This is a genomic window from Virgisporangium aliadipatigenens, assembly GCF_016863615.1.
In the GTDB taxonomy this organism is placed as follows: domain Bacteria; phylum Actinomycetota; class Actinomycetes; order Mycobacteriales; family Micromonosporaceae; genus Virgisporangium; species Virgisporangium aliadipatigenens.
The window spans coordinates 69,352-92,398 of the sequence record NZ_BOPF01000043.1; the positions used below are offsets into that span (position 1 = coordinate 69,352).

Genomic DNA, 23,047 nt, shown 5'->3' on the forward strand with positions numbered 1-23,047 from the left:
CAGCGAGTTCTTCGGAATCCGAGGCGCAATGGCCACTCCCCGACGGAATCCATTGCGCCTCGGCGCTTATTGAGTAAGGATCGGTAGCGTGACGGAGCCCGTCCTTGACGACGTCAACAAGCAGATCATCGAGCGGTTGCAGCACGACGGCCGGATGTCCTACGCCGCGCTCGCGAAGGTGGTCGGGCTCTCCGAGGCGGCGGTGCGCCAGCGGGTGCAGCGCCTCCTCGACGGCGGCGTCATGCAGATCGTGGCGGTCACCGACCCGTTGACGGTGGGCTTCAAGCGCCAGGTGATGATCGGCATCAAGGCCCAGGGGGACCTGCGCAAGGTCGCCGACGCGCTCGCCGCGGTCTCCGAGATCGACTACGTCGTGCTGTGCGCGGGCGGGTTCGACATCCTCGTCGAACTGGTCTGCACCGACGACGACCATCTCCTGGACCTGCTCAACGACGCGATCCGGTCGGTGCCGGGCGTGGTGTCGACGGAGACGTTCGTCTACCTGAAATTGGCCAAGCAAACGTACGCCTGGGGGACCAGATGAGCGCTCATGAACATCTCTGGATGCACTTCTCCCGGCTCGGCGCCTACAAGGACACGCCGCCGCCGGTGATCGCCCGCGCCGAGGGGCCCTACATCTGGGACACCGCCGGCAAGCGCTACCTCGACGGGCTCTCCGGCCTGTTCGTCGTGCAGGTCGGCCACGGCCGCGAAGAGCTGGCCAACGCCATGTCCAAGCAGGCGGCCGAGCTGGCCTACTTCCCCATCTGGTCCTACGCCCACCCCAAGGCGATCGAGCTGGCCGAGCGGCTCGCCACCCTCACCCCCGGCGACCTCAACAACGTCTTCTTCACGGCCGGCGGCTCGGAAGCGGTCGAGAGTGCGTGGAAGTTGGCCCGCGCCTACTTCAGGAAGACCGGAAAACCGTTGAAGCACAAGGCGATCTCGCGTTCGATCGCCTACCACGGCACCTCCATGGGCGCGCTGTCGATCACCGGCCTGCCGGCGCTGAAGCAGGACTTCGAGCCGCTGGTCCCGTCGACCATGCGGGTGCCGAACACCAACTTCTACCGCCGCCCGCCCGGTTCCGGCGACACGCCCGAGGAGTTCGGCGTCTGGGCTGCCGACCGCATCGCCGAGGCGATCGAGTTCGAGGGACCCGAGACCGTCGCGGCCGTCTTCCTCGAACCGGTGCAGAACTCCGGCGGCTGCTTCCCCCCGCCGCCCGGCTACTTCCAGCGGGTGCGCGAGATCTGCGACCGCTACGACGTGCTGCTCGTCTCCGACGAGGTGATCTGCGCGTTCGGCCGGCTCGGCGAGTACTTCGGCGCCGACCGCTACGGCTACCAGCCGGACATCATCACCGTGGCCAAGGGCCTCACCAGCGGGTATGTGCCGCTGGGGGCGATGATCGCGTCGGACCGGCTGGCCGCGCCGTTCCGGGAGGGGACCACGAGCTTCACCCACGGGATCACGTACGGAGGTCATCCCGTGGGCGCGGCCGTCGCGCTCGCCAATCTCGATCTGTTCGAACGGGAACAGCTGCTCGCGCACGTCCGGGCCAACACCGGCACGTTCCGCTCCTATCTGGAACGCCTGAACGACCTGCCGATCGTCGGCGAGGTGCGCGGCGACGGGTACTTCTTCGGCATCGAACTGGTGAAGGACAAGGCCACCAAGGAGACGTTCAACGACGAGGAGTCCGAACGGCTGCTGCGCGGCTTCCTGTCGAAGGCGCTCTTCGACGCCGGCCTCTACTGCCGGGCCGACGATCGCGGCGATCCCGTCGTGCAGCTCGCTTCCCCGCTGATCTGCACCGAGGAGCACTTCGCCGAGATCGAACGGGTTCTCCGCACGGTGCTGACCGAGGCGTGGAACCGGATCTGACCGGCCCCCTGTGGGCGTCCACTGTGGACGTTCCGGAGCGGCCGGCGCTCGACCGGGACATCGAGGCCGACGTGGCGATCGTCGGCGGCGGCTACACGGGGCTGTGGACGGCCTACTACCTCTCGACCGCCGATCCCGCCCTGCGGATCGCCGTGCTGGAGGCCGCTCGCTGCGGATTCGGGGCGTCGGGGCGCAACGGGGGCTGGTGCTCCGCGCTGTTTCCGGCTTCGCCCTCGTCGATCGCCCGCCGGTACGGCCGGGACGCGGCGGTCGCGCTGTACGCGGCGATGCGGGAGAGCGTGGACGAGGTCGGGCGGGTGTCCACTGTGGAGGGTATCGACTGCGGGTTCGTCAAGGGCGGCACGGTGTCGCTGGCGCGCACGACCCCGCAGCTCGAACGGGCGCGGGCGGAGGTGGCCGAGGCCGCCGGGTACGGGCTCGGGGTGACGTCGCTGTCGGCCGGCGAGGCCGCCGCGCGGTGCGCCGCCACGGGAGTGCTGGGCGGCACGTTCACGCCGCACTGCGCACGGATCCACCCGGGCCGGCTGGTGCGCGGACTGTCCACAGTGGTCGCCGCCCGCGGCGTCGCCGTGTACGAACGCACCCGCGCGCTCCGCATCGCGCCCGGCCGCGTGGTCACGACCGGCGGCGAGGTGCGCGCGCCGGTGGTGGTGCGCGCCACCGAGGGGTACACGCCGGGCCTACCCGGGCTGCGGCGCGCCGTGGCGCCGGTGTACTCGTTGATGATCGCCACGCCGCCGCTGCCCGACGACGTGTGGTCCGCGATCGGGCTGGCCGGGTGCGAGACGTTCACCGACTACCGGCACCTCATCGTCTACGGCCAGCGGACCGTGGACGGGCGGCTGGCGTTCGGCGGGCGCGGCGCGCCGTACCATTTCGGGTCGCGCGTGCGCCCCGAGCACGACCACGAGCCGCGCGTCTTCGCCGAACTGCGGCGCGTCCTGGTCGACCTCTTCCCGGTGCTGGACGAGGTGTCGCCGACGCACCGCTGGGGCGGCCCGCTGGGTGTGCCCCGGGACTGGACGGCGTCGGTGGACTTCGACCGCGCCACGGGCCTGGCCCGGGCGGGCGGCTACGTCGGCGACGGCGTCACGACCAGCAACCTCGCCGGCCGCACCCTGGCGGACCTGATCACCGGCCGCTCGTCCGACCTGACGCGCCTGCCCTGGGTGGGCCATCGGTCCCCGCGCTGGGAGCCGGAGCCGTTGCGCTGGCTGGCCGTGAACGCCGTCCTGAAGGCCATGACGGCGGCCGACGCCGCGGAGGAGAAGACCGACCGGCCCTCGAGACGCGCGGCGCTGCTGGGCCGGTTCCTGGGCTCTTAGTGCCCGCGAGCGTGGCAGCGGAGCGGTCGATCACGCCGAAGGCGGAGCGACCCGGAGCGGTGCGGCTGGGAACTACGGTCACGCCCCCGACGGACGTGCGACCTGAAGCACTTGATCTTCAGGCGGGCGGAATCACGCGAAGATGGCCGCGGCGGCCTGTGGACGCGGTGTCGTCGGGGACGCGCTGGGCCGGACGTGCCGCCTCGCGGACGGCGTCGGCGAGGGCGACCAGGTCGTCGCTGCTCGGCGGCGGCGGCTCGTACTCGCCCTCGTAGCGGACGACCTCCCAGCCGCGGGGGGCGGTCAGGCCTCGGGCGTGCTGCTCGCAGAGGTCGTAGGTGTGAGGCTCGGCGTGCACGGCCAGTGGGCCGACGACGGCGGTCGAATCGGCGTAGACGTAGGTCAGGGTCGCAACCGGCGTGCGGGGGCAACCGTTGCGGGAGCAGCGCCGTGGTGACCTCACGGCCGAACGGTATCGCTCCGACGCCTTTCGTGCCGCCGGATAGCCCCGCGACACGCCGTTTCACAGCGCCCCGCCGCGGGTCGCAATCGGGTTGTTACCAGACTCGGGCGCCGTTCGGCGCTTCGACTCCGGTGAGCGGCGTTCGCGCGGCTACGCTGACCGGGTGAGCACTCCGGACAGCCGTCGCGCAGGGCCCGGTCGCCGCGCCCGCGACCGGCACGGCCGGGGAATGCGCGGCCGGCTCGTGCCCGCCTCCGTCCCGATGGCCCGGACCCGGGCGGAGATCTTCGACGATCTCGTGCTCGACGCGGTCGAGGAGCTCGAGCGGCGCTTCGCCGGCGAGCTGGCCGGGGTGGAGTTCGCGGTCGAGGACGTGCCGCCGGACCTCAACGTCTACGACTCCGACGTGCTCGAGGACGGCGAGGTGCCGCTGGCGCGACTGCTGCCGGGACGGCCTGGGCGACAGGCCCTGCCGCCGCGGATCGTGCTGTACCGGCGGCCGTTGGAGCTGCGGGCCGCGGACCGGGACGACCTGGCCGACCTGGTGCACGACGTGATCGTGGAGCAGGTGGCCAACCTGCTGGGCGTGTCGCCCGACGACCTGGACGAATGAGCCCCCGGGTGCTGGGGTACCCGGGGGCTCATCCGTACGGTGCGCGCCGTTACGCGGCGCGGCGCTTCAACTTGCGGCGTTCGCGCTCCGAGAGCCCGCCCCAGATGCCGAAGCGCTCATCCTGTCCGAGCGCGTACTCCAGGCATTCGGCACGTACCTCACAGCGCGAGCAGATCCGCTTGGCCTCCCGGGTGGACCCACCCTTCTCGGGAAAGAACGCCTCCGGGTCCGTCTGAGCGCACAGGGCGCGCTCTTGCCACTCCGGTGCGTCACCAAGCAGATCGGCCACGACGACCTGGCCGTCCATCCAGCGTGCCTCCTTAATGCGCACCGAACGGTGTCGGTGCAACCCCCCACGCGGAAGGCCCTTGCGATTCAAGTTCCCGTTGTTCGCGGTGGCGTGGTGTCCACAAAGGTCCGATCAGAACGGGTATGACCCGCGCCTTTCCGACCCCCCCGGTGAAATTACACGCGTGTAATGCGTGACCCGTCAAGCCGAACCTGCTAAATGGGCGCGGTTGCCAGGGTTTCCCCGGAGTGGCTCATACCATCATCGAGCGAGGCCCGCCCGGGGTTACGGGTGCCAATCGGAAACCCGTCTCAGCCTGCCGCGCTATACACAGTGTTACGCTGCCGCGCCCGCCGTCCGGCCTTCGCGGCAACGGCCGTGAGCTGCTCGACCGTCCGTGCCGAACCGTGTGCGGAGCCCGCCATCCGGGAGATCGTCTCCTCCATCAGCGTGCCGCCGAGGTCGTTCGCGCCGCCGCGGAGCATCGTCACCGTGCCCTCGTCGCCGAGCTTCACCCAGGAACACTGGATGTTCGCGACGCGGCCGTGCAACAGCACCCGGGCCATCGCGTGCACCGCGCGGTTGTCCCGCATCGTCGGCCCCGGGCGGGCCACCCCGGCCAGATAGATCGGCGCGTTCGTGTGCACGAAAGGCAGCGCCACGAACTCCGTCAGACCGCCGGTCCGATCCTGGATCCCGGCCAGCACCCGCAGGTGCGTCAACCAGTGCCGGGGCGAGTCGACGTGGCCGTACATCATCGTCGCGCTCGAACGCAGCCCCACCTCGTGCGCCGTCGTCACGACCTCGACCCAGGTGGCCGTCGGCAGCTTGCCCTTCGTCAGCACCCAGCGCACGTCGTCGTCGAGGATCTCGGCCGCGGTGCCGGGAATCGTGTCGAGGCCCGCCTCCCGCAGGCCGGTCAGCCACTCCCGGATCGACACACCGGCCTTCGCGCTCGCCGTCGCGATCTCCATCGGGCTGAACGCGTGGACGTGCAACCGGGGCACCCGGGCCTTGATGGCGCGCACGAGTTCGGGGTAGACGCTCACCGGCAGCTTCGGATCGATGCCGCCCTGGATGCAGACCTCCGTGGCGCCGAGCCGCCAGGCCTCCTCGGCCCGGTCGGCGACCTCCTCGACGGAGAGCCGGTAGGCGTCGGCGTCCCGTTCCCGTTGGGCGAACGCGCAGAAGCGGCAGCCGACGTAGCAGACGTTCGAGAAGTTGATGTTGCGGTTGACGACGTAGGTGACGTCGTCGCCGACGGCCTCCGCGCGGAGCCGGTCGGCGATCGCCGCGAGCGCGTCCAGGGCCGGGCCTTCGGCCGTGAACAGCGCCATCGCCTTCGCCTCGTGGGACGGGTCGAGCAGGGCGGCGGGGTCGGTGTCGGCGAGGGCCAGTGCGGCTCTCGTCTCGGCGTCGAGCCTCGGGACACCGGCGGCCGGGCTTTGCGCGGCGCCGCTTCGGGCGGCGGGCCCGGGGCTGTGCGCGTCGGCCTCCGTGCCGGCGGGCGCGGACGTGCGGGCGGCGTCCTCCGCGACCAGCGACCAGTCGCCGTAGACGCTGTCGAAGTCGCCGCGCCGGTCCCCGGTGCGCCCGGTCGTGTCGATGCTCTCGTGCAGGTCGGTGCGGCCGGTCGACGCGAAGCCGCCGTCCGGTTCCTGCCACGGCAGGCCCACCGGGCGGGCCTCCTCGACCGCCATGCCGGTCGCCGGATCGCTGAGCGCGCGCACGTGCGCGGACAGGCGCGGGTCGAGCCACGGATCCCCGCGCAGCACGTAATCCGGGTAGATGGTGAGGCGTTCGCGGAGGGTGAAGCCGGCCTTCTCGGAGAGCCGCGCCAGCTCGTCGATCTGCGGCCACGGGCGTTCCGGGTTGACGTGGTCGGGCGTCACCGGGGACACGCCGCCCCAGTCGTCGATCCCGGCGCGCAGCAGCAGGTCGAACTCGCCCGCGATCAGGTTCGGCGGCGCCTGCAGCCGCACCCGCGGGCCCAGCACCAGCCGCGCCACCGCCACCGTGGCCGCGAGATCGGCCAGTTCGGCGTCGGGCATCGCGCGCATGGCGGTGTCCGGCTTGGCGCGGAAGTTCTGGACGATCACCTCCTGGATGTGGCCGTACTCCCGGGCCGTGCGGCGGATGGCGAAGAGCGCGTCGACGCGTTCGGCCGGCGTCTCGCCGATGCCGATGAGGATGCCGGTGGTGAACGGCACCGCGACCCGGCCGGCGTCGTCGAGGACGCGCAGGCGCAGCGCCGGTTCCTTGTCGGGCGAACCGTAGTGCGGGCCGCCCGGCTCCGACCACAGGCGGGTCGCCGTGGTCTCCAGCATCATGCCCATGCTCGGCGCGACGGGCTTGAGGCGCTGCAGGTCGGCCCAGGACAGCACGCCCGGGTTGAGGTGCGGCAGCAGGCCGGTCTCCTCCAGCACCGCCACGGCGCAGGCGCGCACATAGTCCAATGTGGACTCGTAGCCGCGCGCGTCGAGCCACTCGCGGGCCTGCGTCCAGCGTTCCTCCGGGCGGTCCCCGAGGGTGAACAGCGCCTCCTTGCAGCCCTGCGCGGCGCCGGCGGCGGCGATCGCGAGGACCTCGTCCCGTTCCAGGAACGCGGCCGGCAGCCGGTGCGGCACCGTCGCGAACGTGCAGTAGTGACACCGGTCCCGGCAGAGCCGGGTCAGCGGGATGAAAACCTTCTTCGAGAACGTCACGACGCCCGGCCGGCCGGCGTCGCGGAGGCCGGCGTCGCGGATCGCACCCGCGATCGTCAGCAGCTCGTCGAGCGCCTCCCCGCGCGCACCGAGCAGCACGGTGGCCTCGGTCGCGTCCAGGGTCCGCCCGTCCCGGGCGCGGCGCAGGGCACGGCGGACAGCGGAGGAGTCCGGTGCGTCAATCACCCATGAAGACTAGGCCGGGCCTGTCGATCATGGCGAGCCGCGGCGAGGCCCAGGCGTCGCGTCGCCAGACGGCGAGTCGCCCGGATACCGGTGTTGTATCCGGGCGACTCGCCGGCGCCGCGAGGCGGCGTCTGGGTCCGCCACAGGCCGTCATGAGCGGCAGGCCCGGCCGTTGGCCGGGAGGATCGCTCCTCCCGGCCCGTGCGGTATGTGTCACATGACCATGACGGTCAGCTCGATTGCCACCGCTCCGTCGGCTGCTCGTCGCCGGGCTGCTGATCGGTGCGGATCACCTGGGTGCGCTGGCCGTCGTCGTCGTTGCTGGCGATGAGCGCGGTCGGCTCGTCGCTGCCGCTGTCCACCCGTGCGGTCGGCTCGTCGCCGCTGACCGGCGTCGTCGGCTCGTCACCCGGGTTGGACGGCGGGTTGGCCGGGCCGAACGGCGGGGTCGGCGGCGGGAACGCCGGCGCGGCGGCCGGGGTGTCGGCCGGCGACGCCTCCGGTGCGGCCGGCGTGTCGGTGCCCGCGCTGCCGCTCTCCGGTGCCGCGAACGGCCACGACGACGGCGTGCGCTGCTCCGTCTCGGCGGCGTCCGGCTCCGCCGCGGGTGCCGGCGGCGTGCTGGGCAGCCCCGGCGTGACCCCGAACGGGCTCGCGGCCGGCGGGGTCTCCGGCGCCTGCGTGGTCGGCAGGCCGGACCAGGCGGTGGTCGGTGGGGCGGGAGTGGCCGGCGGGGTGGTGGCCTGCGGCCAGCCCTCGGCGGCGGGAGCCGGCGCGGCGGTCCCGGCCCACGGCGTGGCGTCCCCGGCCGGCCCGGAGGTCGGCGCGGCCGGCGCGGTCTCCGCCGGGGAGGTCGGCTGGGTGGCCGGCCAGTCCGCACCCGCCACACCCGGCTGGGCCGACTGCGGGGACGGCCAGCCCGTCGCGGCCGGCGGCGTGGACGGCACCGGCGGGGCCGACGTCACCGGCGGCGTCTCCGGACCCGTCCCCGCACCGCTCGTCGGGAAGACGGTGGTCGCGGCGCCGGAGGTGTCCGTCTCGGGGGCCTTCTGCAGCCCGACCGGCGCCGCCGACTCGCCCGTGGCCGCACCCGAGGTCGGGGCCGCCCCGAACGCCGGGGCCGCGCCCGACGTGGGCGCCGCGTCCGGAGCCGGCGCAGCCGCCGGGACACCCGAGGTGGGTGCCGCACCCGGCGTCTGGGCCGCACCGGGCCATCCGGCACCGGCGAAGCCGCCCGCCACCGCACCCGCGGCGGCCGCACCGGCCTGGCCGGGCTGCGCGGCCGGCGCGCCCGGCTGCGCGTACTGCCCCTGCTGCGCCGCCGGGAAGGTGCCCGGCTGCGGGTACTGCCCCTGCGGCACCTGACCCTGCTGCGGCGCCTGCCCCTGCTGCACCAGCGGCTGCTGGCCGCTCGGCTGGTTCCACGCGGTGGGCTGCTGGTACTGGCCGGGCTGCGGAACGCCCTGCGGCTGGACCGCCGGCTGCTGCCCGGTCTGGTACGCCTGCCGGTGAGCCGCCTGCGCCGCCTGCTGCTGCGCGTACACCGCCTGCTGCTGCTGGGTGGTCAGCCCCGCCTGCTGGCCGTACCCCGCCGGGTAGCCGTATTGCCCGCCGATCGGCGCGGTCGGCACCGCCGTGTAGGACCGGAACACCCGCACCACGATGAAGATCACGAGCCCGAGCCACAGGAGGGAGACGAGCCGGACGATGAGGAGCTCCAGCGCCGGCCGGATCTCGCTGCCCGCCGTGTCGACCCCGAAGACGAATCCGCCGAAGAGGCAGATCAGTCCGAAGAACGCGGACACGCCGTACTGGGCCAGGGCCACCAGGACGATGAGCCGCCCCTTGGCGACCGGCGGCCGGATGTGGGTCGCGAGCAGGACCGCGAGCAGCGGCGCGACGACGTTCTCCAGGCCGACGAAGTCGTAGAACCCCGTGTTGGCCCGCGAGGTGAATCCGTCGGCGAAACCCTCTGTCACGATCAGCAACTGGGCGAACCCGAGTAGGAGCAGCAGTCCGTTGCCGCCCAGCAGGACGAATGCGATCAGTTCGCGCAGCGGTCGCGTCTGCGCGACGGCGGGAGCCACGTCAGTGGACTGGGTGGTCACAGGTCCCCCAAAGGACGTACGGCGGGTCGCCCGCGAGCCTAATCCCCCGGCGCTTGCCGCGGCAGGCCCGGCACCCACGACAGGCCCGGCCGGGATGCGTGCGACAGGATGGACGCATGCACATCGTCGTTCTGGCCGGAGGGATCGGCGGAGCCCGGTTCCTGCTCGGCGTCCGGGAGGTGGCCCGCGCGCGCGGCGCCGAGGTCACCGCCGTCGTCAACGTCGGTGACGACGTCACGCTGCACGGGCTGCGGATCTGCCCCGACCTGGACAGCGTCATGTACACGCTGGGCGGGGGCGCCGACCCGGAACGCGGCTGGGGACGCACCGGCGAGACGTGGGTGGTCAAGGAGGAGCTGGCGCGCTACGGCGCGGAGCCGACGTGGTTCGGGCTCGGCGACAAGGACATCGCCACGCATCTGGTGCGCACCCGCATGCTCGACGCGGGCTACCCGCTGTCGGCCGTCACCGAGGCGTTGTGCACCCGTTGGGAGCCGGGCGTGCGCATGATCCCGGCGACCGATGAACGGTGCGAGACGCACGTCGTCGTTGACATTGAGGGAAAGACCCAGGCGATCCACTTCCAGGAGTGGTGGATCCGGTACCGCGGGGAGCTTCCGGCGCAGCGGTTCGTGTTCGTCGGTGCGGAGTCGGCCAAGCCGGCGCCGGGCGTGCTGGACGCGATCGCGTCCGCGGACGCCGTTCTGGTCGCGCCGAGCAATCCGGTCGTGAGCGTGGCCCCGATCCTGGCCGTCCCCGGTATTCGCGACGCACTGCGAGCGGGCCCCGCCAGGGTTTCCGGGTTCAGCCCCATCATCGGGAACTCCCCGGTGCGGGGCATGGCCGACAAGTGCCTCGACGCGATGGGGGTGGCGGTGAGCGCGGCCGGCGTCGGCGGGCTCTACGGCGCGCGTTCGGCGGAAGGGATCCTGGATCGTTGGCTGGTCGACACGACGGACGCCGGCACCGCGGTGCCCGGGGTCGAGGTGCGCAGCCGTCCACTGTGGATGACCGACCCGGCCACGACGGCGGCCATGGTCGAGGAGGCGCTGGACAATGGCTGATCTGACGGTGCTGCCGCTGGAGGGCATCGGCGAGGTGCGCCCCGGTGACGACCTCGCCGAGATCCTGGTGGACGCCGCGCCGTGGCTCGCCGAGGGCGACGTGCTCGTGGTGACCAGCAAGGTGGTGAGCAAGGCGGAGGGGCGCCTCGTGCCGATCCCGCCGGCGGAGGGCCCGGAGCGCGAGGCGGCCCGCGCCGAGCTGATCGACGCCGAGACGGCGCGGCCGGTGGCGCGGCGCGGCGAGACGCGGATCGTGCAGACGCACCACGGGCTGGTGCTCGCGTCGGCCGGCATCGATGTGTCCAATGTGGACCGTGGGCACGCCGTGCTGCTGCCGGTCGACCCGGACGCCTCGGCGCACCGCATCCGTTCGGGGATCCGGCAGCGGCTGCGGGTGCACGTGGCGGTCATCGTCAGCGACACGATGGGCCGGCCGTGGCGCAACGGCCTCACTGACGTGGCGATCGGGGCGGCCGGGATCGGGGCGCTGCACGACCACCGGGGTTCCTACGACGCGCACGGCAACGAACTGTCCGTGACGCAGGTGGCCGTCATCGACGAGTTGGCGGCGGCGGCGGACCTGGTGAAAGGCAAGGCGGACGGGATCCCGGCGGCGGTCATCCGGGGTTACGTGCCGGCGTCGACGGGTGCGGGCGCCCGGGCGCTGGTGCGCGACGCCGAACTGGATCTCTTCTCGCTCGGCACCGCGGAGGCGCGGGCGGAGGGGCTGCGCGCCGCGGCGACGCTGGCCGACGCACCGTCCTTTGTGGACGGCCCCGTCCCGGGCGACGCGATCGAGCGCGCACTGTCCATTGTGGACGCATCGGTCGAGCGCACGGCCGGGGGCGACGGCCTCCCACCGTTCACCCGGGAGGTCCTCAAGGTGAAGGCGGAGAGTGACGTAAAGGCGGGCATGGACGTGCAACGGCTCCGGGCCGCCCTCGCGGCGGAAGGCCTCGCGTCGGTGTGGCTGCCCGACGCGGGCCTCCTCGCCGTCGGCGTCACAGCAGGTCGGTAGCGCCCCGCTCCTTGAGCCCGTCCACGATGGCCTTGACCTCCTGGGCCCGGTCGCGCGGGCAGACCAGCAGGGCGTCCTCGGTGTCGACGATGACCGCGTCGCGCAGCCCGACGGCGGCGATCAGCCGGCCGGAACGCGGCACCACGATCACGCCCTCGGAGTCGCGCAGGACGACCTCGCCCTTGGCGTCGTCGGCGGCGAGCACCACGTTGCCCTGCTCGTCCCCGGGCAGGATGTCGCCGAGGGTGTGGAAGTCGCCGACGTCGTTCCAGCCGAACTCGCCCGGCACGGTGCCGACGAGGCCCTGGGCGGCGGCGCCCTCCATCACGGCGTAGTCGATGGAGATCTTCTTCAGGTCGGGCCAGATCTCGGCCATCCGGTCGTCCCGGCGGGGGCCGTGCCACGCGGCCGCGATGCGGCGCAGCCCGTCGTGCAGCTCCGGCTGCTGGCGGGCCAGCTCGGCGAGGAAGGCGTCGACCCGCCAGATGAACATGCCGGCGTTCCACAGGTACTCGCCGGACTGCAGGTAGGCGGCGGCGCGTTCCTTGTCGGGCTTCTCGACGAACTCGGCGACCTCGCGCACCTGGCCCTCGTCGCTGGTGCAGCGCAGGTAGCCGTAGCCGGTCTCGGGCCGGGTCGGGGTGATGCCGATCGTCATGAGCTTGCCGGCGAGCGCGCCCGAGACACCGGCCAGCACGCAGGCCTGGAACGCCTGCACGTCGGTGATCAGGTGGTCGGCCGGGAACGCACCCATCACCGCCTCGGGTTCCCGTTCGGCGATCACCGCGGCGGCCAGCCCGATGGCGGCGCACGAGTCGCGGGGCAGCGGCTCGACGAGCACGTTTTCGGCCGGCAGGTCGGGGAGCTGACGCGCCACGTCGGCGGCGTGCGACGCCCCGGTGACCACCATCGTGGTGTCCGGGGAGGTCAGGCCGCCGAGCCGGCCGACGGTCGCCTGGATCAGCGAGGCCGACGTGCCGGTGAGCGCGTGCAGGAACTTGGGATGCGAAGCGCGCGACAGCGGCCACAACCGTGTGCCGGCACCGCCCGCGGGAATGACCGCGTACAACACCGGACCATCATGCCGGATGTGACGACGCTCTCGGGTGTCGAGGGTGTGTCCCGCGTGTCGCCGCTGGTAAACACCGCGCTACGGCACCTACGGACGGATCGCCCCGAGGACGGCGGCCTGCTGGGCGGCCCGCGCCCAGGCGCCCATGTGCACGTCGGCGCTCGACGCCCAGGTGAACTCCCGCGCCCGCGCCATGCCCGCCGCCGCGAGGGTGCCCCGACGCGGCTCGTCGTCGAGCAGCGCCGCCAGGTCCTGCGCGATCTCCTCCGGGGTCGGCCCGGTGTAGGCGACCGCGTCGCCGCCCACCTCCGGCAGGGAGAGCCGCGGGGTGGTCAGCACCGGCGCGCCGCAGGCCATGGCCTCGAGGATCGGCAGCCCGAACCCCTCGCCGAACGACGGGTACGCCGCCACCATCGCCCCGCCGAGGAAGCCGGGCAGGTCCCCGTAGCGCAGGTAGCCGGGGCGCAGCAGCCGCAGGTGGGCCGGCACGGTCGACACCGCCTGGTCGATCTCGTCGTCGTGCCCCGAACCGCCGGCGATCACCAGCGCGGGCGGCTGCGGCCGGTCCTTGACGGCGAGCACCCAGCCGCGGATGAGGCTCGGGACGTTCTTGCGCGGCTCCTTGACCCCGAGGAACGCGATGTAACCGGTGCCACCGAGGCCGAGCCGGGCACGCACCCGCGCCTTCTCCTCCTCCGACGGCACGTGGAACGCCTGCGCGTCGACCCCGTGGTAGGCGACGTCGATGCGCACCGGGTCGGCCTCCAGCAGCCGGATCAACTCGTCCCGGGTGGCCTTGCTCGGCACGATCACCCGGGCGGCCCGGCGCAGCGACGTCTTGATCGCCGAACGGAAGAACGTCCGCCGCGACTTGTCGTAGTGCTCCGGCTCGGTGAAGAACGTGGCGTCGTGCACCGTGACGGTGACCGGGCAGGAGGTGCGCAGCGGGCACGTGTAGAACGGCGAGTGCAGCACCTCGGCGCCCACCTGCTGGGCGAGCATCGGCAGGCCGGTCTGCTCCCACGCGAGCCGGGCGGGCCGGTGCGCGGCGGCCGCCGGGGCCGGCAGCACACGGGCGTCGGGCAGCAGGCGGGTGTAGCGTTCGACGTCGGTGCGCTGGCACACCACGGCGAGATCGGTCTCACGCTGGGACAGCGCACCGAGGAGTCCGTCCACATAACGGCCGACCCCGCCCCGGTCTGCCGGGACACTGGTGGCGTCGACCAACACGCGGGGTGGGCGACCGGGGGTCACGTGGCGGCTCCTCGCATCGAGCTTTTCGGATCTTCACAGGAATACGTCCCGTAGCCGGGATGCGATCCCTGTCGCACTACCCTACGCCCGCACCACCATGAGACGTTGACCACCGCGCACCGGTTTGAGCGAATGTTCAGGGGATCGCGACGGGAATGTCACCGGTCCGACCGAACTCGACCGATGCGCCGCCGCTGATCAGCCAGGTTCCCTCGGCGTCGGGGCCGGCCGGGGGGCGCCACACGGCCCGGTCGGCCTTGCCGTCGCCGTCGAACTGCCCGACCACGGGCACGTCCCCGTCCTCACCGAACGTGACAGGAGCGGCGCCCCACACGAACCACCGGTGGGTGATCGGCGACCACGAAGCGGGTTCGACGTCGCCGTCGCCGTCGTAGTCGGCGGGCACCGGGACGTGGTAGCTCTCGCCGAGCCGGTAGGTGCCCTTGCCGCGCACGTACCAGGTGCCCTCGGCGGGCCGCCACACCGCCGGTTCGGCCTTGCCGTCGCCGTCGTAGTCGCCCGGCAGGGGGATGTCTCCCTCCGATCCCCACTGGACCGAGTTCCCGGCGGCGAACTGCCACACTCCGTCCGCGGGGCGCCACACGGCCGGTTCGGCCTTGCCGTCGCCGGTGTAGTCGGCGGGCACGGGGCGGTCGCCGGGGCCGCCGAGGAGCTGTTCCTGCGGCGCGCCCGGAACGTGCCACCGGCCGTCGGCCGGGGTCCAGGTGGCGAGGTCGGTGGCGCCGTCGCCGTCGTAGTCGGCCGCGGCGGGCAGGTCGCCGGGCGTTGCGGGGACGTCGGCGGCGCCGTTCACCCGCCAGCGCGCCTCGGCGGGATTCCACGTGGCGAGCCGTGGGCGCAGGGTGGACTCGCGGGTGCGGGTTCCCATCAGGGCGGCCGCGCGATTGCGGATCGGGTCGAGCGCGTCCATGCCCCGGTCGCCGGGGCACTCGGTGGTGTTGGTGAGCCGGTGCGGGAAGACCCGCGGCACGGTGATCGTGGTGCCGGGCTGGTGCCGGGAGGTGTTGCCGCCGCCGGTGAGCCGGGTGGTGCCGCGCGGGTCGGCGTTCTGGTCGAGGGAGAGCTTCCAGGCGGTGTAGCGGGCGGCGGACTCGATCACGCCGTCGGGCACCGGGGTGGTGCGGTGGTCGCCGATGGCCGAGATGCCGGCCGTGTTGCGGTTGAAGCCGCCGGCGTGCGCGCCGATCACCGGCATGTTCAGGCCGCCGCGGCGGCCCTCCCACAGCCGGCCGAAGCGGTCCACCAGCACGTTGTAGCCGATGTCGCCCCAGCCCCGGCTGACCGCGTGGAAGTAGTAGACGGAACGCAGGAGCTTCGGCACGTCGTCGGGCAGGTAGTCGTTGCCGGTGGCGGTGTGGTGGAAGGCGATCGCGGCGACCGGGCCGGCCATTTCCGGGTTCCACGTCATCAACCGCTCGTCGGCGCCCCAGGCGGCGCGGCTCGCGATGGGCGGCATGTAGACGCGGCCGGCTTCGGCGGGCTTCTCGGGCGGCGGGCCGGCGTCGTCGCCGGGGGCGGTGAGCGGGTCGATGAGGTCGACCGCGAGGTCGGTGAGATCGCGGGTGGCGCGGCCGGTGACGACGAGTTCCAGGCCGTCGGAGGGGCCGAGCCAGACCAGGTCGGTGCCGTTGCGCCGGGCCGTCGGGGCCTTTCGTCCCGGCTTCGCCGCCGTCGCGCGCCCGTCCGGGTCCCGGTCGGCGGGCGCGGTGTCAGCCGTCCGCCACTGCGTCCACCCCTTCGAGGGAACATGCGAACGCACGGCCACGGTCAGGTCTGCCGTGGGCGCGCCGTTCCAGGTGAGCCCGACGGCGCTGAACGGGCCGGTGCCCTCGCGGCGCACGGTCAGGCTGCGCTTGCCCTTCACCGGGACGCCCTTCGGCACACCGGTGCGGGCCCGCACACCCTCGGCCGGCCCGTCGAACCGGCCGAGCGGGATCCGCACCGCCCGCGGGCTGACGCCGGTGGTCGGCGGCCCCGCGACGGGCGCGCCGGCCGGCTTCTCCGCGGCGGGTTGCTGCTGGGCGGGGGCGGCCACGGGGCCGGTAGCCTGGTCCTCCGGCCGGCCGTCCGGCTCGGTGGCGATCAGGAGGACGAGCAGCAGCGCCGTCGCGAGCAGACCCGCACCGGTCCGATGTCGTTTCGCCGCCCGTTTCCGCACCTCCGTCTTAACGCACGTCCGGCACCTTGGAAATGGGATATTGGAGTGGTATGAGCGCAAATGTCCGTTCAGTGGCGGCGCTGTGGGCCTCGGCGGTCGGCGCGGATCCGACCCGACCGCTGCTCACGTGGTACGACGACGCCACCGGCGAACGCGTCGAGCTCTCCGGCGTCACGCTCGACAACTGGGTCGCCAAGACCGCGAACCTGCTGGTCGACGGCCTCGGCCTGAGCACCGGTGACCGCGCGACGGTGGCCCTCCCGCCGCACTGGCAGAGCGCGGCCGTCCTCCTCGGCTGCTGGAACGCCGGCCTCACCGTCGGCTCCGCCGGCGCCGCCGACGTGCTGTTCGCGAGCACGCCCGACGCGTCCGGCGCGACGGACCGGTACCTGCTCGGCTTCGCGCCGATGGGCCTGCCGATGCGGGGCGCGGTCCCGGAGGGCTGGCTCGACTACGTCGCCGAGGTGCGCACCTTCGGCGACCGCTTCACCCCGATGACCCCGGTCGACGGATCCGACCCGGCCACGGACGAGGACGACCACGCCACACTCGTCACGCGGGCCACCTCCCGCGCGGCCGAACTGGGCATCAAGCCCGGCAGCCGCGTCCTGCTCGACCTGTCCACGGACCGCCCGGTGCTGGACTGGCTGCTCGCTCCCCTGTCGGTGGCCGCGACACTGGTCCTCTGCGCCAACCCCGACCCCGGCGCCCTCCCCCGCCGCGCCGAATCCGAGCGAGCCGACACGGTCCTCTGACCCGCCGATCTTGCGGTTGTGGCGCCCGACTTGCCCTTCGCGGGAATAGTTTGTCGCAGCCACAACTGCAAGATCGACGAGAGTCGCCATCGCCGGTTCAGACGGGTTGCAGCAGCGCCCGGATCGCGCGTTCGGCCAGCTCGGCGTCGGGCTGCCGGCCGGTGAGCAGCTCGGCGTAGAGCATCGACTCGATGATCCGCACGTACAGGTACGCCAGGTGGTCGAGGTCGGTGCGCGACCAGCCCTCCTCGGTGGCCAGGTCGCGCAGGATCTCGCACTGGAACTCGACCGCGCGCCGGTGCACCCCGCCGGACGCCGTGAACAGCACCCGCGCCGCCGTGTCCGGCTCGGTGCGCAGGAACTCGCGGAACGGCGCCGACTCCAGCAGCCCGGCCGAGAAGTGGCGGGTGATCTCCAGAACCCCGTCCACGCCGGGGGCGGAGCGCTGTTCGCGGGCCCGGCGCAGCATCCCCTCGGCCAGCCGCCACAGGACGTCGCCGAGCAGGCGGTCCCGGCTGTGCACCACCCGGTACAGCGTGGCCCGGCTGATCGCCAGGTCGAGCGCCACCTTGTCCATGTCGACGGTGGCGTGACGCAGGAAGAAGCGACACGCACCGATCACCACGTCGTCGCTGCTCACCACCCGCCGTGGCGCGGCTCGCTCAGGAATGGGAGTGCTCCTTCTGCCGAGTTACCCGCCAGTGTCGACCGACGTGCCGCGCTGACGCATCGGCACAATCGCCGCTTTCACCGTGTCGACGGGTCGGGGCGCCCCACCCGTCACTCGCCGGTCCCAGGGGTCAGCCTGGCGAGCAGTTCGTACTCCGTCAATGACTCCGGGTTGACGAGTGCCCCTTTGGCCGCCGCCGTCTCGGCCGGGGTGCCGGTCAGGATGCGCTTGACGGGGACCTCGAGCTTCTTGCCGGAGAGCGTCCGCGGCACCGCGGCCACCTGGGTCATCACGTCGGGGACGTGGCGCGGCGACAGGGCCGAGCGCAGTTCCTTGGCGATCCTCGCGCGCAGGGCCTCGTCGAGCGTCGCGTCCGGTGCCGGGACGATGAAAAGCATCAGCGTCCCCGGGCCGCCCGCCGGGTCCTCCAGGTGGATCACGAGCGAGTCGACCACCTCGTCGAACGACTCCACCACCGAGTAGAACTCCGCCGTGCCGAGGCGCACCCCGCCGCGGTTGAGCGTGGCGTCGGAGCGGCCGGTGATCACCAGCGTGCCGTGCTCCGTGATGGTGAGCCAGTCCCCGTGCCGCCATACCCCTGGATACGTATCAAAGTAGGCCTCGCGGTACCGGCTGCCGTCTTTATCGTTCCAGAAGCCGACGGGCATGCTGGGCATCGGCGCGGTTATCACCAGTTCGCCCAGTTCGCCGACGGGGGCGGGGGTGCCGTCCGGCCGGAACGCCTCCACCCGCGCACCCAACGCGCGGCAGGTGATCTCGCCGGAGTACACCGGCAGCAGCGGCACCCCGCCGACGAACGCCGTGCACACGTCGGTGCCGCCGCTGGCCGAGGTGAGCAACACGCCGTCGCCGACCGCCTCGTACACCCACTCGTACCCCTCGGGCGGCAGCGGCGCGCCGGTCGACCCGACGCCGCGCAGCCCGGACAGGTCCGCGATCTCCTTCGGCACCAGCCCCGCCTTGCGGCAGGCCAGCAGGAACGGCGCCGAGGTGCCGAAGTACGTGATCCCCGCGTCGGCGACCAGCCGCCACAGGGCACCGAGGTCTGGCGCGCCGGGGTCGCCGTCGAACAGCACGATCGAGGAGCCCACGGCCGGGGCGGAGACCAGGTAGTTCCACATCATCCAGCCGGTGGTGCTGAACCAGAAGAACCGGTCCGACGGCCCCAGGTCGTGCTGGAGGGCGAGGTTCTTGAGGTGTTCGAGCAGGATCCCGCCGTGCCCGTGCACGATCGGCTTCGGCAGTCCCGTGGTACCGGAGGAGTACAGCACGTACAGCGGATGGTCGAACGGCACCGGTTCGAACGCGAGCGGCTCGTCGGTCTCCTCGTCGAGCACCGACGGGGCATCGCCCGCGACGTAGGAGAGCTCGACCAGGTGCCGAACGGAGGGCAGCGCCGCCCGGATCGCCGCCACCTCCACGCGCCGGTCGATCGTCTTCGACCCGTACACGTACCCGTCGACCGCCACGAGCACCACCGGTTCGATCTGCTGCCAGCGGTCCACGACGCTGCGGGTGCCGAACTCGGGCGCACAGCTGGAGAAGACCGCCCCGAGGCTCGCCGACGCCAGGAGCAGCACGAACGTCTCCGGGATGTTCGGCGCGTAGGCCGCCACCCGGTCACCGGGCCCGACGCCCAGCCGACGCAGCGCGGCCCGCGCCCGCCGGACCCGTTCGCGCAGCTCGGCGACGGTGAGGTCGATCGGTGCGCGGGTCTGGCTGTAGGCCGAGACGATCACGTCGGCGTCGTCCCGGCCGGGTGCGCGCAGCACGTGCTCGGCGTAGTTCAGCGTCGCGCCCGGGAACCATCGGGCCCCCGGCATCGTCGCGTCGGCGAGCACGGCGGTCGGCTCCGTGTGGGCGATCACCTCGAAGTGCTCCCACAGCGCGCCCCAGAACGCCGGCAGGTCGTCCACCGACCACTGCCACAGCGCGGCATAGTCGGCGAAGTCGAGTCCCCGTTCGGCCCTCAGCCGGTCGAGGAATCCGCCGATCCGCGTGGTCTCCCGGACGTCGTGGGGCGGGTTCCAGAGCACGTCACCAGCGGTCATGGCGAACATTCTTCACCACGGGAAGGCCCGCCCGGAAAGCGTCGGGGCCCGGTGAAATGTGCCACCGGGCCCCCGCATCGAGCACCGTCAGCGCAGCTCGACGACCCGCTTCCCCTTGCCCGGCACGTTCGCCTCGACCGCCCGTGCCTCCGTCGGAAGAAGTGCGACCTGCGGCTCGGCGTCGCGCCACTGCCCCCCGTCGGTGCGGTAGCGCAGCGTCGCACCCGGCACCACGACCAGGAACCCCTGGCCGTCCGGCAGCTTCACCTTGGCCGCCTCGAACGGCCTGCCCGGCATCAGGACCGCGGCGACGATGTCGGCCGGCCCGGCCGTTCCGTCGGCCCTACGCACCACCGCCACGAACCGGATCGGCCCGCCGTCCCCCCACAGCTGTTGGACCAGGACGTCCCGGCCGCCGGCGGCCTTCGCGCAGAGCACCGGCCGCAGCGTGTACCCGCCGGTCCCCGTTTTGAAGTCCTTGAAGAGGTCGTTCCCCACGAGAACCGTCGCCGGGCCGCCGTCCGGCGGCACGACCACCCGGGCACTGCCGTCCAGAGGCCCGAACGACGCGCCCTCGCAGCCGGCGCCGGCCGTGTCCCCGAGCAGCTCGTAACCGTCCCTGTCGAGCGGCGACCGGTTGTCGCCGATGATCCCTATCGACGCGGGTCCGTCGCCGTCGGCGCGCAGCGCCACGCTGCGCCGGTCGCGCTGCGACGGCACCTTCGCCACCGCCACGTCGTCGGGCGAGAACGCCAGCCGCTTCCAGGTCCGGTTGAAGCGGCCGTCCTCGCCGATCCGGTAATCGGCCGAGTACTCGACCGCCCGACCCGGGTCCAGGGCCACCAGCACGTCGCGCTTGTCGCCGACCAGGGCCGCGTAGCCACCGGCATCCGTCTGCGGGAACGTGTCCCGCGCGCCGGCGACCTGGGTCGTCAGCCCTTTCGGGGTGTCGTACACGAAGCCGACGTAGCCGTCGATGCCCGCGGTGCGCTGCACCAGCACCGCCACCCGGCCGGCCGGTGTGCGCGCCGCCCAGAAGACGTGGATCTCCCCGGTCGTCACGGGCGAGTTGTTGACGACCGGTTCGCTCGGCCCGTTCCCGGCGGACGGGTGCGGGCTGCCCGAGGCGCCGGACGACGGCGGGGGTCCCGGCTGCAGCGACGGGTGACCGCTGGGCAGCGGCGAGACGTCGTCGGAGCCGTCCAGGTCGTCCATGTACTTGTCGACGTCGCGCCGGTACGCCGCCTTCGCGTCCGCGATGAACTTCGCGTCGCCGATCAGTTCGCCGCCGCTCTGGTGGAACAGGTCGGCCGGGACGCCGTCGGCCGGCGCCGGTGGTCCCGCCGGTTCCTGCGGCGTCGCGCGGTCCAGGTAGACGAGCGTCGCCGTCAGCGCCGCCACGAGCAGCACCGCCACCGCGCCGGTGCCGATCCGTCGGCGCGCCAGCCGGCGCTGCCCGCCGGTGCGGACCCGTTCGAGCAGGTCGGATGCTGTCGTGATGCCATCCGCCGTCTCGTGAAGTGCCGCCCGCACCTCGATGTCATCGGCCACTGTCGGCCCCCTTTGTCGAACTGGTAACCGGGACGGCGAGATCCGGGTCGAAGAACTGCGTGCCGTTCAGCACCCCGCGCAGGCGTTCCAGGGCGCGGGCCGTGTGACTCTTGACCGCTCCCTCGGAACAGCCAAGGATCCTGGCCACCTCGCTCACCGGCAGGTCCTCCAGGAAGCGCAGCACCACCGCCGCGCGCTGACGGGTCGGCAGCTGTCGTAACGCCGTCAGCACGGCGTCGCGCACCACCACCCGTTCGCTCGCGTCCGGTGCCGGCCGGTCGTGGTCGCCCAGCGGCTGTTCCCGCCGCCGCAGCCGCCGTCGCCACCGGTTCGTGGCCCGGTTGACCAGGGCCTGCCGGCTGTACGCCTCGGCCGAGGTGTGCACCGTCGGCCACCGCGCATAGACCTGTTCCAGCACGTCCTGGAGCAGGTCCTCCGCGGCGTGCCGTTCACCGGTCAGCAGGTACGCGAGTCTGAGCAGCGCACCCGCACGCGCGTTCACGAACTCGTCGAAGTCCGCACCCCGCATGAATCCCTCCCCGGATCTCGTCAACTTCTGTGACACCGGGCGTGGGCACGAGGATTACACGCTGCGAGCGTTCTTTCCGTCCTCCCTGGTGGACTGCTCACCGTTATCGACAACCGGTACGGTGCGTGGCATGCGACACCTCGGCAGCCTGGTCGCGGCGCTGGTCATCACGCCGCTCGCGTGGGTGCTGCTTGCTCTCGGTCAACCTCGCGCGGGTGAGACGTTCTCCCGATGGGGCGAGGCGGAGACGATCCGTACCGGGCAACTGCTCCCGGCGCTCGGTTTCCTCATCGGGGCCGGCGTCCTGATCGGACTCGTGGCGTGCCTGCGCTGGTCGCCGCTCGGCCCGCTGGTCGCGGGGACGGTGCTGCTCGGCGTCTACGGCTACCTTCTGGTCAGGCCCTTTCCCCTGCTCGACCGGCTGCCGGTGTGGCGGGTCGGCGATCTTCGCGTCGACTGTGCCGTTCCCCTGGAGAACGGGACCCTGGCGGCACTCGGCGCCGCACTCGTCGTCGCGACGGTGAGCGGGCAGCGCTGGCGGCGATGGCCGACGGCCACGCAGGTCCCGGAGGCCCCGGCGCCGGGCACCGGGGCGGAGCTCTACCGGCCCGCCTCCCCGGCTCACCTCGACGCGTACCCGGGTGCGGCATCGCCCACGGTGGACGCGACCGGCCTGGCGCAGCCCGCCGGCGGCGGCGTCGGCACGGCGGTGGCCGAACAGTCCACCACGCGCACCGAGGAGCCGGTGACCGGCGCCGGTCTCTTCCTGACCCGCGGCGCCGCCGAACGACTCCGCACCGCCGAGACCCAGCGCCCCGCCGAGCCCGCGCGTCCGGCCGAGCCCCTGCGCGCCACCGAGCCCGCCCGCTTCACCGAGTCCGCGCGGCTCACCGACAGCGTGCCCGAGCCGCGCGTTCCCGAGCAGGTCTCCCCGGGGTGGCCGGTGTGGGGCATGCCGGCCGGCGACACCCCGTCGACGGCCGAGGACCTGCCCCGGCGCACGTCACCGGACCTGCCGCGACGCACCCCGACCCCGGCGGACGCGCCCGGCACGATCGCGGCCGCCGCGGCGGCGGTCCGGGAGAGCGACCCGGACGCCCCGATCTCCCCCGGTTCCTTCGGTGCCCCGGTCTCCGGTGCCCCGGTGTCGGGCTCCCCGATCTCCGGTGCCCCGATCTCCGGCTCTCCGGTCTCCGGTGCCCCGGCGCAGTCCGCTTCGGCGGCGCCCGCCTCGCCCCCGGCGCCGGCGGCACCCGCCGCTCCGGTCGGGCCACCGGCGGGCGACC

Annotated in this window: 19 protein-coding genes; 8 read left to right on the forward strand and 11 right to left on the reverse strand. The window is 73.1% G+C overall.

All coding sequences use genetic code 11. The features are described from left to right. Nucleotides 1–79 precede the first annotated feature (79 nt). Genes Val02_RS39670 through Val02_RS39680 form a run of 3 tightly spaced genes read left to right on the forward strand, consistent with a single transcriptional unit; the run spans nt 80 to nt 3,233 of the window. Entirely contained in the window at nt 80–544 is a 465-nt protein-coding gene (locus Val02_RS39670) for an Lrp/AsnC family transcriptional regulator (RefSeq protein ID WP_373318021.1), read from the forward strand. Beyond that, nucleotides 541–1,887: an aspartate aminotransferase family protein gene (locus Val02_RS39675; protein WP_203904479.1), complete on the forward strand. Its 1,347-nt coding sequence runs from the start codon at nt 541–543 to the stop codon at nt 1,885–1,887. The genes Val02_RS39670 and Val02_RS39675 overlap by 4 nt, the downstream gene beginning before the upstream one ends. Then, nucleotides 1,872–3,233, forward strand: coding sequence for an NAD(P)/FAD-dependent oxidoreductase (locus Val02_RS39680; RefSeq protein WP_203904480.1), 1,362 nt, complete (start codon nt 1,872–1,874; stop codon nt 3,231–3,233). Before Val02_RS39675 ends, Val02_RS39680 begins: the two co-directional genes overlap by 16 nt. Before the next feature lie 118 nt (nt 3,234–3,351). On the opposite strand, the gene Val02_RS39685 is transcribed toward Val02_RS39680, so the two are convergent. Then, complete coding sequence (locus Val02_RS39685; RefSeq protein WP_203904481.1) at nt 3,352–3,696, reverse strand: DUF3499 domain-containing protein; 345 nt, start codon at nt 3,694–3,696, stop codon at nt 3,352–3,354. Between the two features lie 229 nt (nt 3,697–3,925). Here Val02_RS39685 and Val02_RS39690 point away from each other — a divergent pair, with 229 nt between their 5' ends. Beyond that, complete coding sequence (locus tag Val02_RS39690; protein WP_373318022.1) at nt 3,926–4,309, forward strand: metallopeptidase family protein; 384 nt, start codon at nt 3,926–3,928, stop codon at nt 4,307–4,309. Nucleotides 4,310–4,358: 49 nt separating this feature from the next. Here the strand turns inward: Val02_RS39690 and Val02_RS39695 are convergent, their stop codons facing one another. The 3 genes from Val02_RS39695 to Val02_RS39705 all read right to left on the reverse strand — a co-directional run bounded on the left by Val02_RS39695 (nt 4,359) and on the right by Val02_RS39705 (nt 9,597). Next, a complete protein-coding gene (locus Val02_RS39695) occupies nt 4,359–4,616 on the reverse strand; it encodes a WhiB family transcriptional regulator (protein WP_203904483.1) in 258 nt (85 codons plus the stop codon). A gap of 293 nt (nt 4,617–4,909) precedes the next feature. After that, nucleotides 4,910–7,489, reverse strand: coding sequence for a bifunctional FO biosynthesis protein CofGH (locus Val02_RS39700; RefSeq protein ID WP_203904484.1), 2,580 nt, complete (start codon nt 7,487–7,489; stop codon nt 4,910–4,912). A gap of 230 nt (nt 7,490–7,719) precedes the next feature. Next, nucleotides 7,720–9,597, reverse strand: coding sequence for a hypothetical protein (locus Val02_RS39705; protein ID WP_203904485.1), 1,878 nt, complete (start codon nt 9,595–9,597; stop codon nt 7,720–7,722). Nucleotides 9,598–9,713: 116 nt separating this feature from the next. On the opposite strand from Val02_RS39705, the gene cofD reads away from it, so the two are divergent. After that, nucleotides 9,714–10,661, forward strand: coding sequence for a 2-phospho-L-lactate transferase (gene cofD, locus Val02_RS39710; protein WP_203904486.1), 948 nt, complete (start codon nt 9,714–9,716; stop codon nt 10,659–10,661). Next, nucleotides 10,654–11,679, forward strand: coding sequence for a coenzyme F420-0:L-glutamate ligase (locus Val02_RS39715; RefSeq protein WP_203904487.1), 1,026 nt, complete (start codon nt 10,654–10,656; stop codon nt 11,677–11,679). Before cofD ends, Val02_RS39715 begins: the two co-directional genes overlap by 8 nt. Here Val02_RS39715 and Val02_RS39720 read toward each other — a convergent pair. The 3 genes from Val02_RS39720 to Val02_RS39730 form a co-directional block, all read right to left on the reverse strand. Continuing rightward, nucleotides 11,663–12,751 carry a mannose-1-phosphate guanylyltransferase gene (locus tag Val02_RS39720; protein WP_203904488.1) on the reverse strand — a complete coding sequence of 363 codons (1,089 nt, stop codon included), beginning with the start codon at nt 12,749–12,751 and terminating at the stop codon, nt 11,663–11,665. The two genes, Val02_RS39715 and Val02_RS39720, sit on opposite strands and share 17 nt — an antisense overlap. Nucleotides 12,752–12,838: 87 nt before the next feature. Continuing rightward, complete coding sequence (locus tag Val02_RS39725) at nt 12,839–14,005, reverse strand: glycosyltransferase family 4 protein (RefSeq protein ID WP_203904489.1); 1,167 nt, start codon at nt 14,003–14,005, stop codon at nt 12,839–12,841. 136 nt (nt 14,006–14,141) lie between these two features. After that, entirely contained in the window at nt 14,142–16,184 is a 2,043-nt protein-coding gene (locus Val02_RS39730) for an N-acetylmuramoyl-L-alanine amidase (RefSeq protein WP_203904490.1), read from the reverse strand. 50 nt (nt 16,185–16,234) lie between these two features. Between Val02_RS39730 and Val02_RS39735 the strand changes: the two genes are divergently transcribed. Next, nucleotides 16,235–16,939, forward strand: a complete 705-nt coding sequence (locus tag Val02_RS39735; protein ID WP_203904491.1) for a TIGR03089 family protein — start codon at nt 16,235–16,237, stop codon at nt 16,937–16,939. A 97-nt stretch (nt 16,940–17,036) separates the two neighbouring features. Here Val02_RS39735 and Val02_RS39740 read toward each other — a convergent pair whose 3' ends face one another. The 4 genes from Val02_RS39740 to Val02_RS39755 all read right to left on the reverse strand — a co-directional run bounded on the left by Val02_RS39740 (nt 17,037) and on the right by Val02_RS39755 (nt 21,761). Further along, entirely contained in the window at nt 17,037–17,579 is a 543-nt protein-coding gene (locus Val02_RS39740; protein WP_239153685.1) for a QsdR family transcriptional regulator, read from the reverse strand. A 140-nt stretch (nt 17,580–17,719) separates the two neighbouring features. Further along, nucleotides 17,720–19,681 (reverse strand): acetoacetate--CoA ligase, encoded by a 1,962-nt coding sequence (locus tag Val02_RS39745; RefSeq protein ID WP_203904492.1) that lies wholly within the window; start codon nt 19,679–19,681, stop codon nt 17,720–17,722. A gap of 87 nt (nt 19,682–19,768) precedes the next feature. After that, nucleotides 19,769–21,232 carry a hypothetical protein gene (locus Val02_RS39750; RefSeq protein WP_203904493.1) on the reverse strand — a complete coding sequence of 488 codons (1,464 nt, stop codon included), beginning with the start codon at nt 21,230–21,232 and terminating at the stop codon, nt 19,769–19,771. Then, nucleotides 21,222–21,761: a SigE family RNA polymerase sigma factor gene (locus Val02_RS39755; protein ID WP_203904494.1), complete on the reverse strand. Its 540-nt coding sequence runs from the start codon at nt 21,759–21,761 to the stop codon at nt 21,222–21,224. Before Val02_RS39755 ends, Val02_RS39750 begins: the two co-directional genes overlap by 11 nt. Nucleotides 21,762–21,891: 130 nt before the next feature. On the opposite strand from Val02_RS39755, the gene Val02_RS39760 reads away from it, so the two are divergent. Next, nucleotides 21,892–23,047: hypothetical protein (locus tag Val02_RS39760; protein ID WP_203904495.1), on the forward strand; the 1,156-nt coding region annotated here is incomplete at its 3' end.

Excerpts from the sequence above, each read along its gene's own strand:
- Val02_RS39675 (WP_203904479.1), top strand. The coding sequence starts at position 541 with ATGAGCGCTCATGAACATCTCTGGATGCACTTCTCCCGGCTCGGCGCC.
- Val02_RS39690 (WP_373318022.1), top strand. The coding sequence starts at position 3,926 with ATGCGCGGCCGGCTCGTGCCCGCCTCCGTCCCGATGGCCCGGACCCGG.
- Val02_RS39695 (WP_203904483.1), bottom strand. The coding sequence starts at position 4,616 with ATGGACGGCCAGGTCGTCGTGGCCGATCTGCTTGGTGACGCACCGGAG.
- cofD (WP_203904486.1), top strand. The coding sequence starts at position 9,714 with ATGCACATCGTCGTTCTGGCCGGAGGGATCGGCGGAGCCCGGTTCCTG.
- Val02_RS39715 (WP_203904487.1), top strand. The coding sequence starts at position 10,654 with ATGGCTGATCTGACGGTGCTGCCGCTGGAGGGCATCGGCGAGGTGCGC.
- Val02_RS39735 (WP_203904491.1), top strand. The coding sequence starts at position 16,235 with ATGAGCGCAAATGTCCGTTCAGTGGCGGCGCTGTGGGCCTCGGCGGTC.
- Val02_RS39745 (WP_203904492.1), bottom strand. The coding sequence starts at position 19,681 with ATGACCGCTGGTGACGTGCTCTGGAACCCGCCCCACGACGTCCGGGAG.
- Val02_RS39755 (WP_203904494.1), bottom strand. The coding sequence starts at position 21,761 with ATGCGGGGTGCGGACTTCGACGAGTTCGTGAACGCGCGTGCGGGTGCG.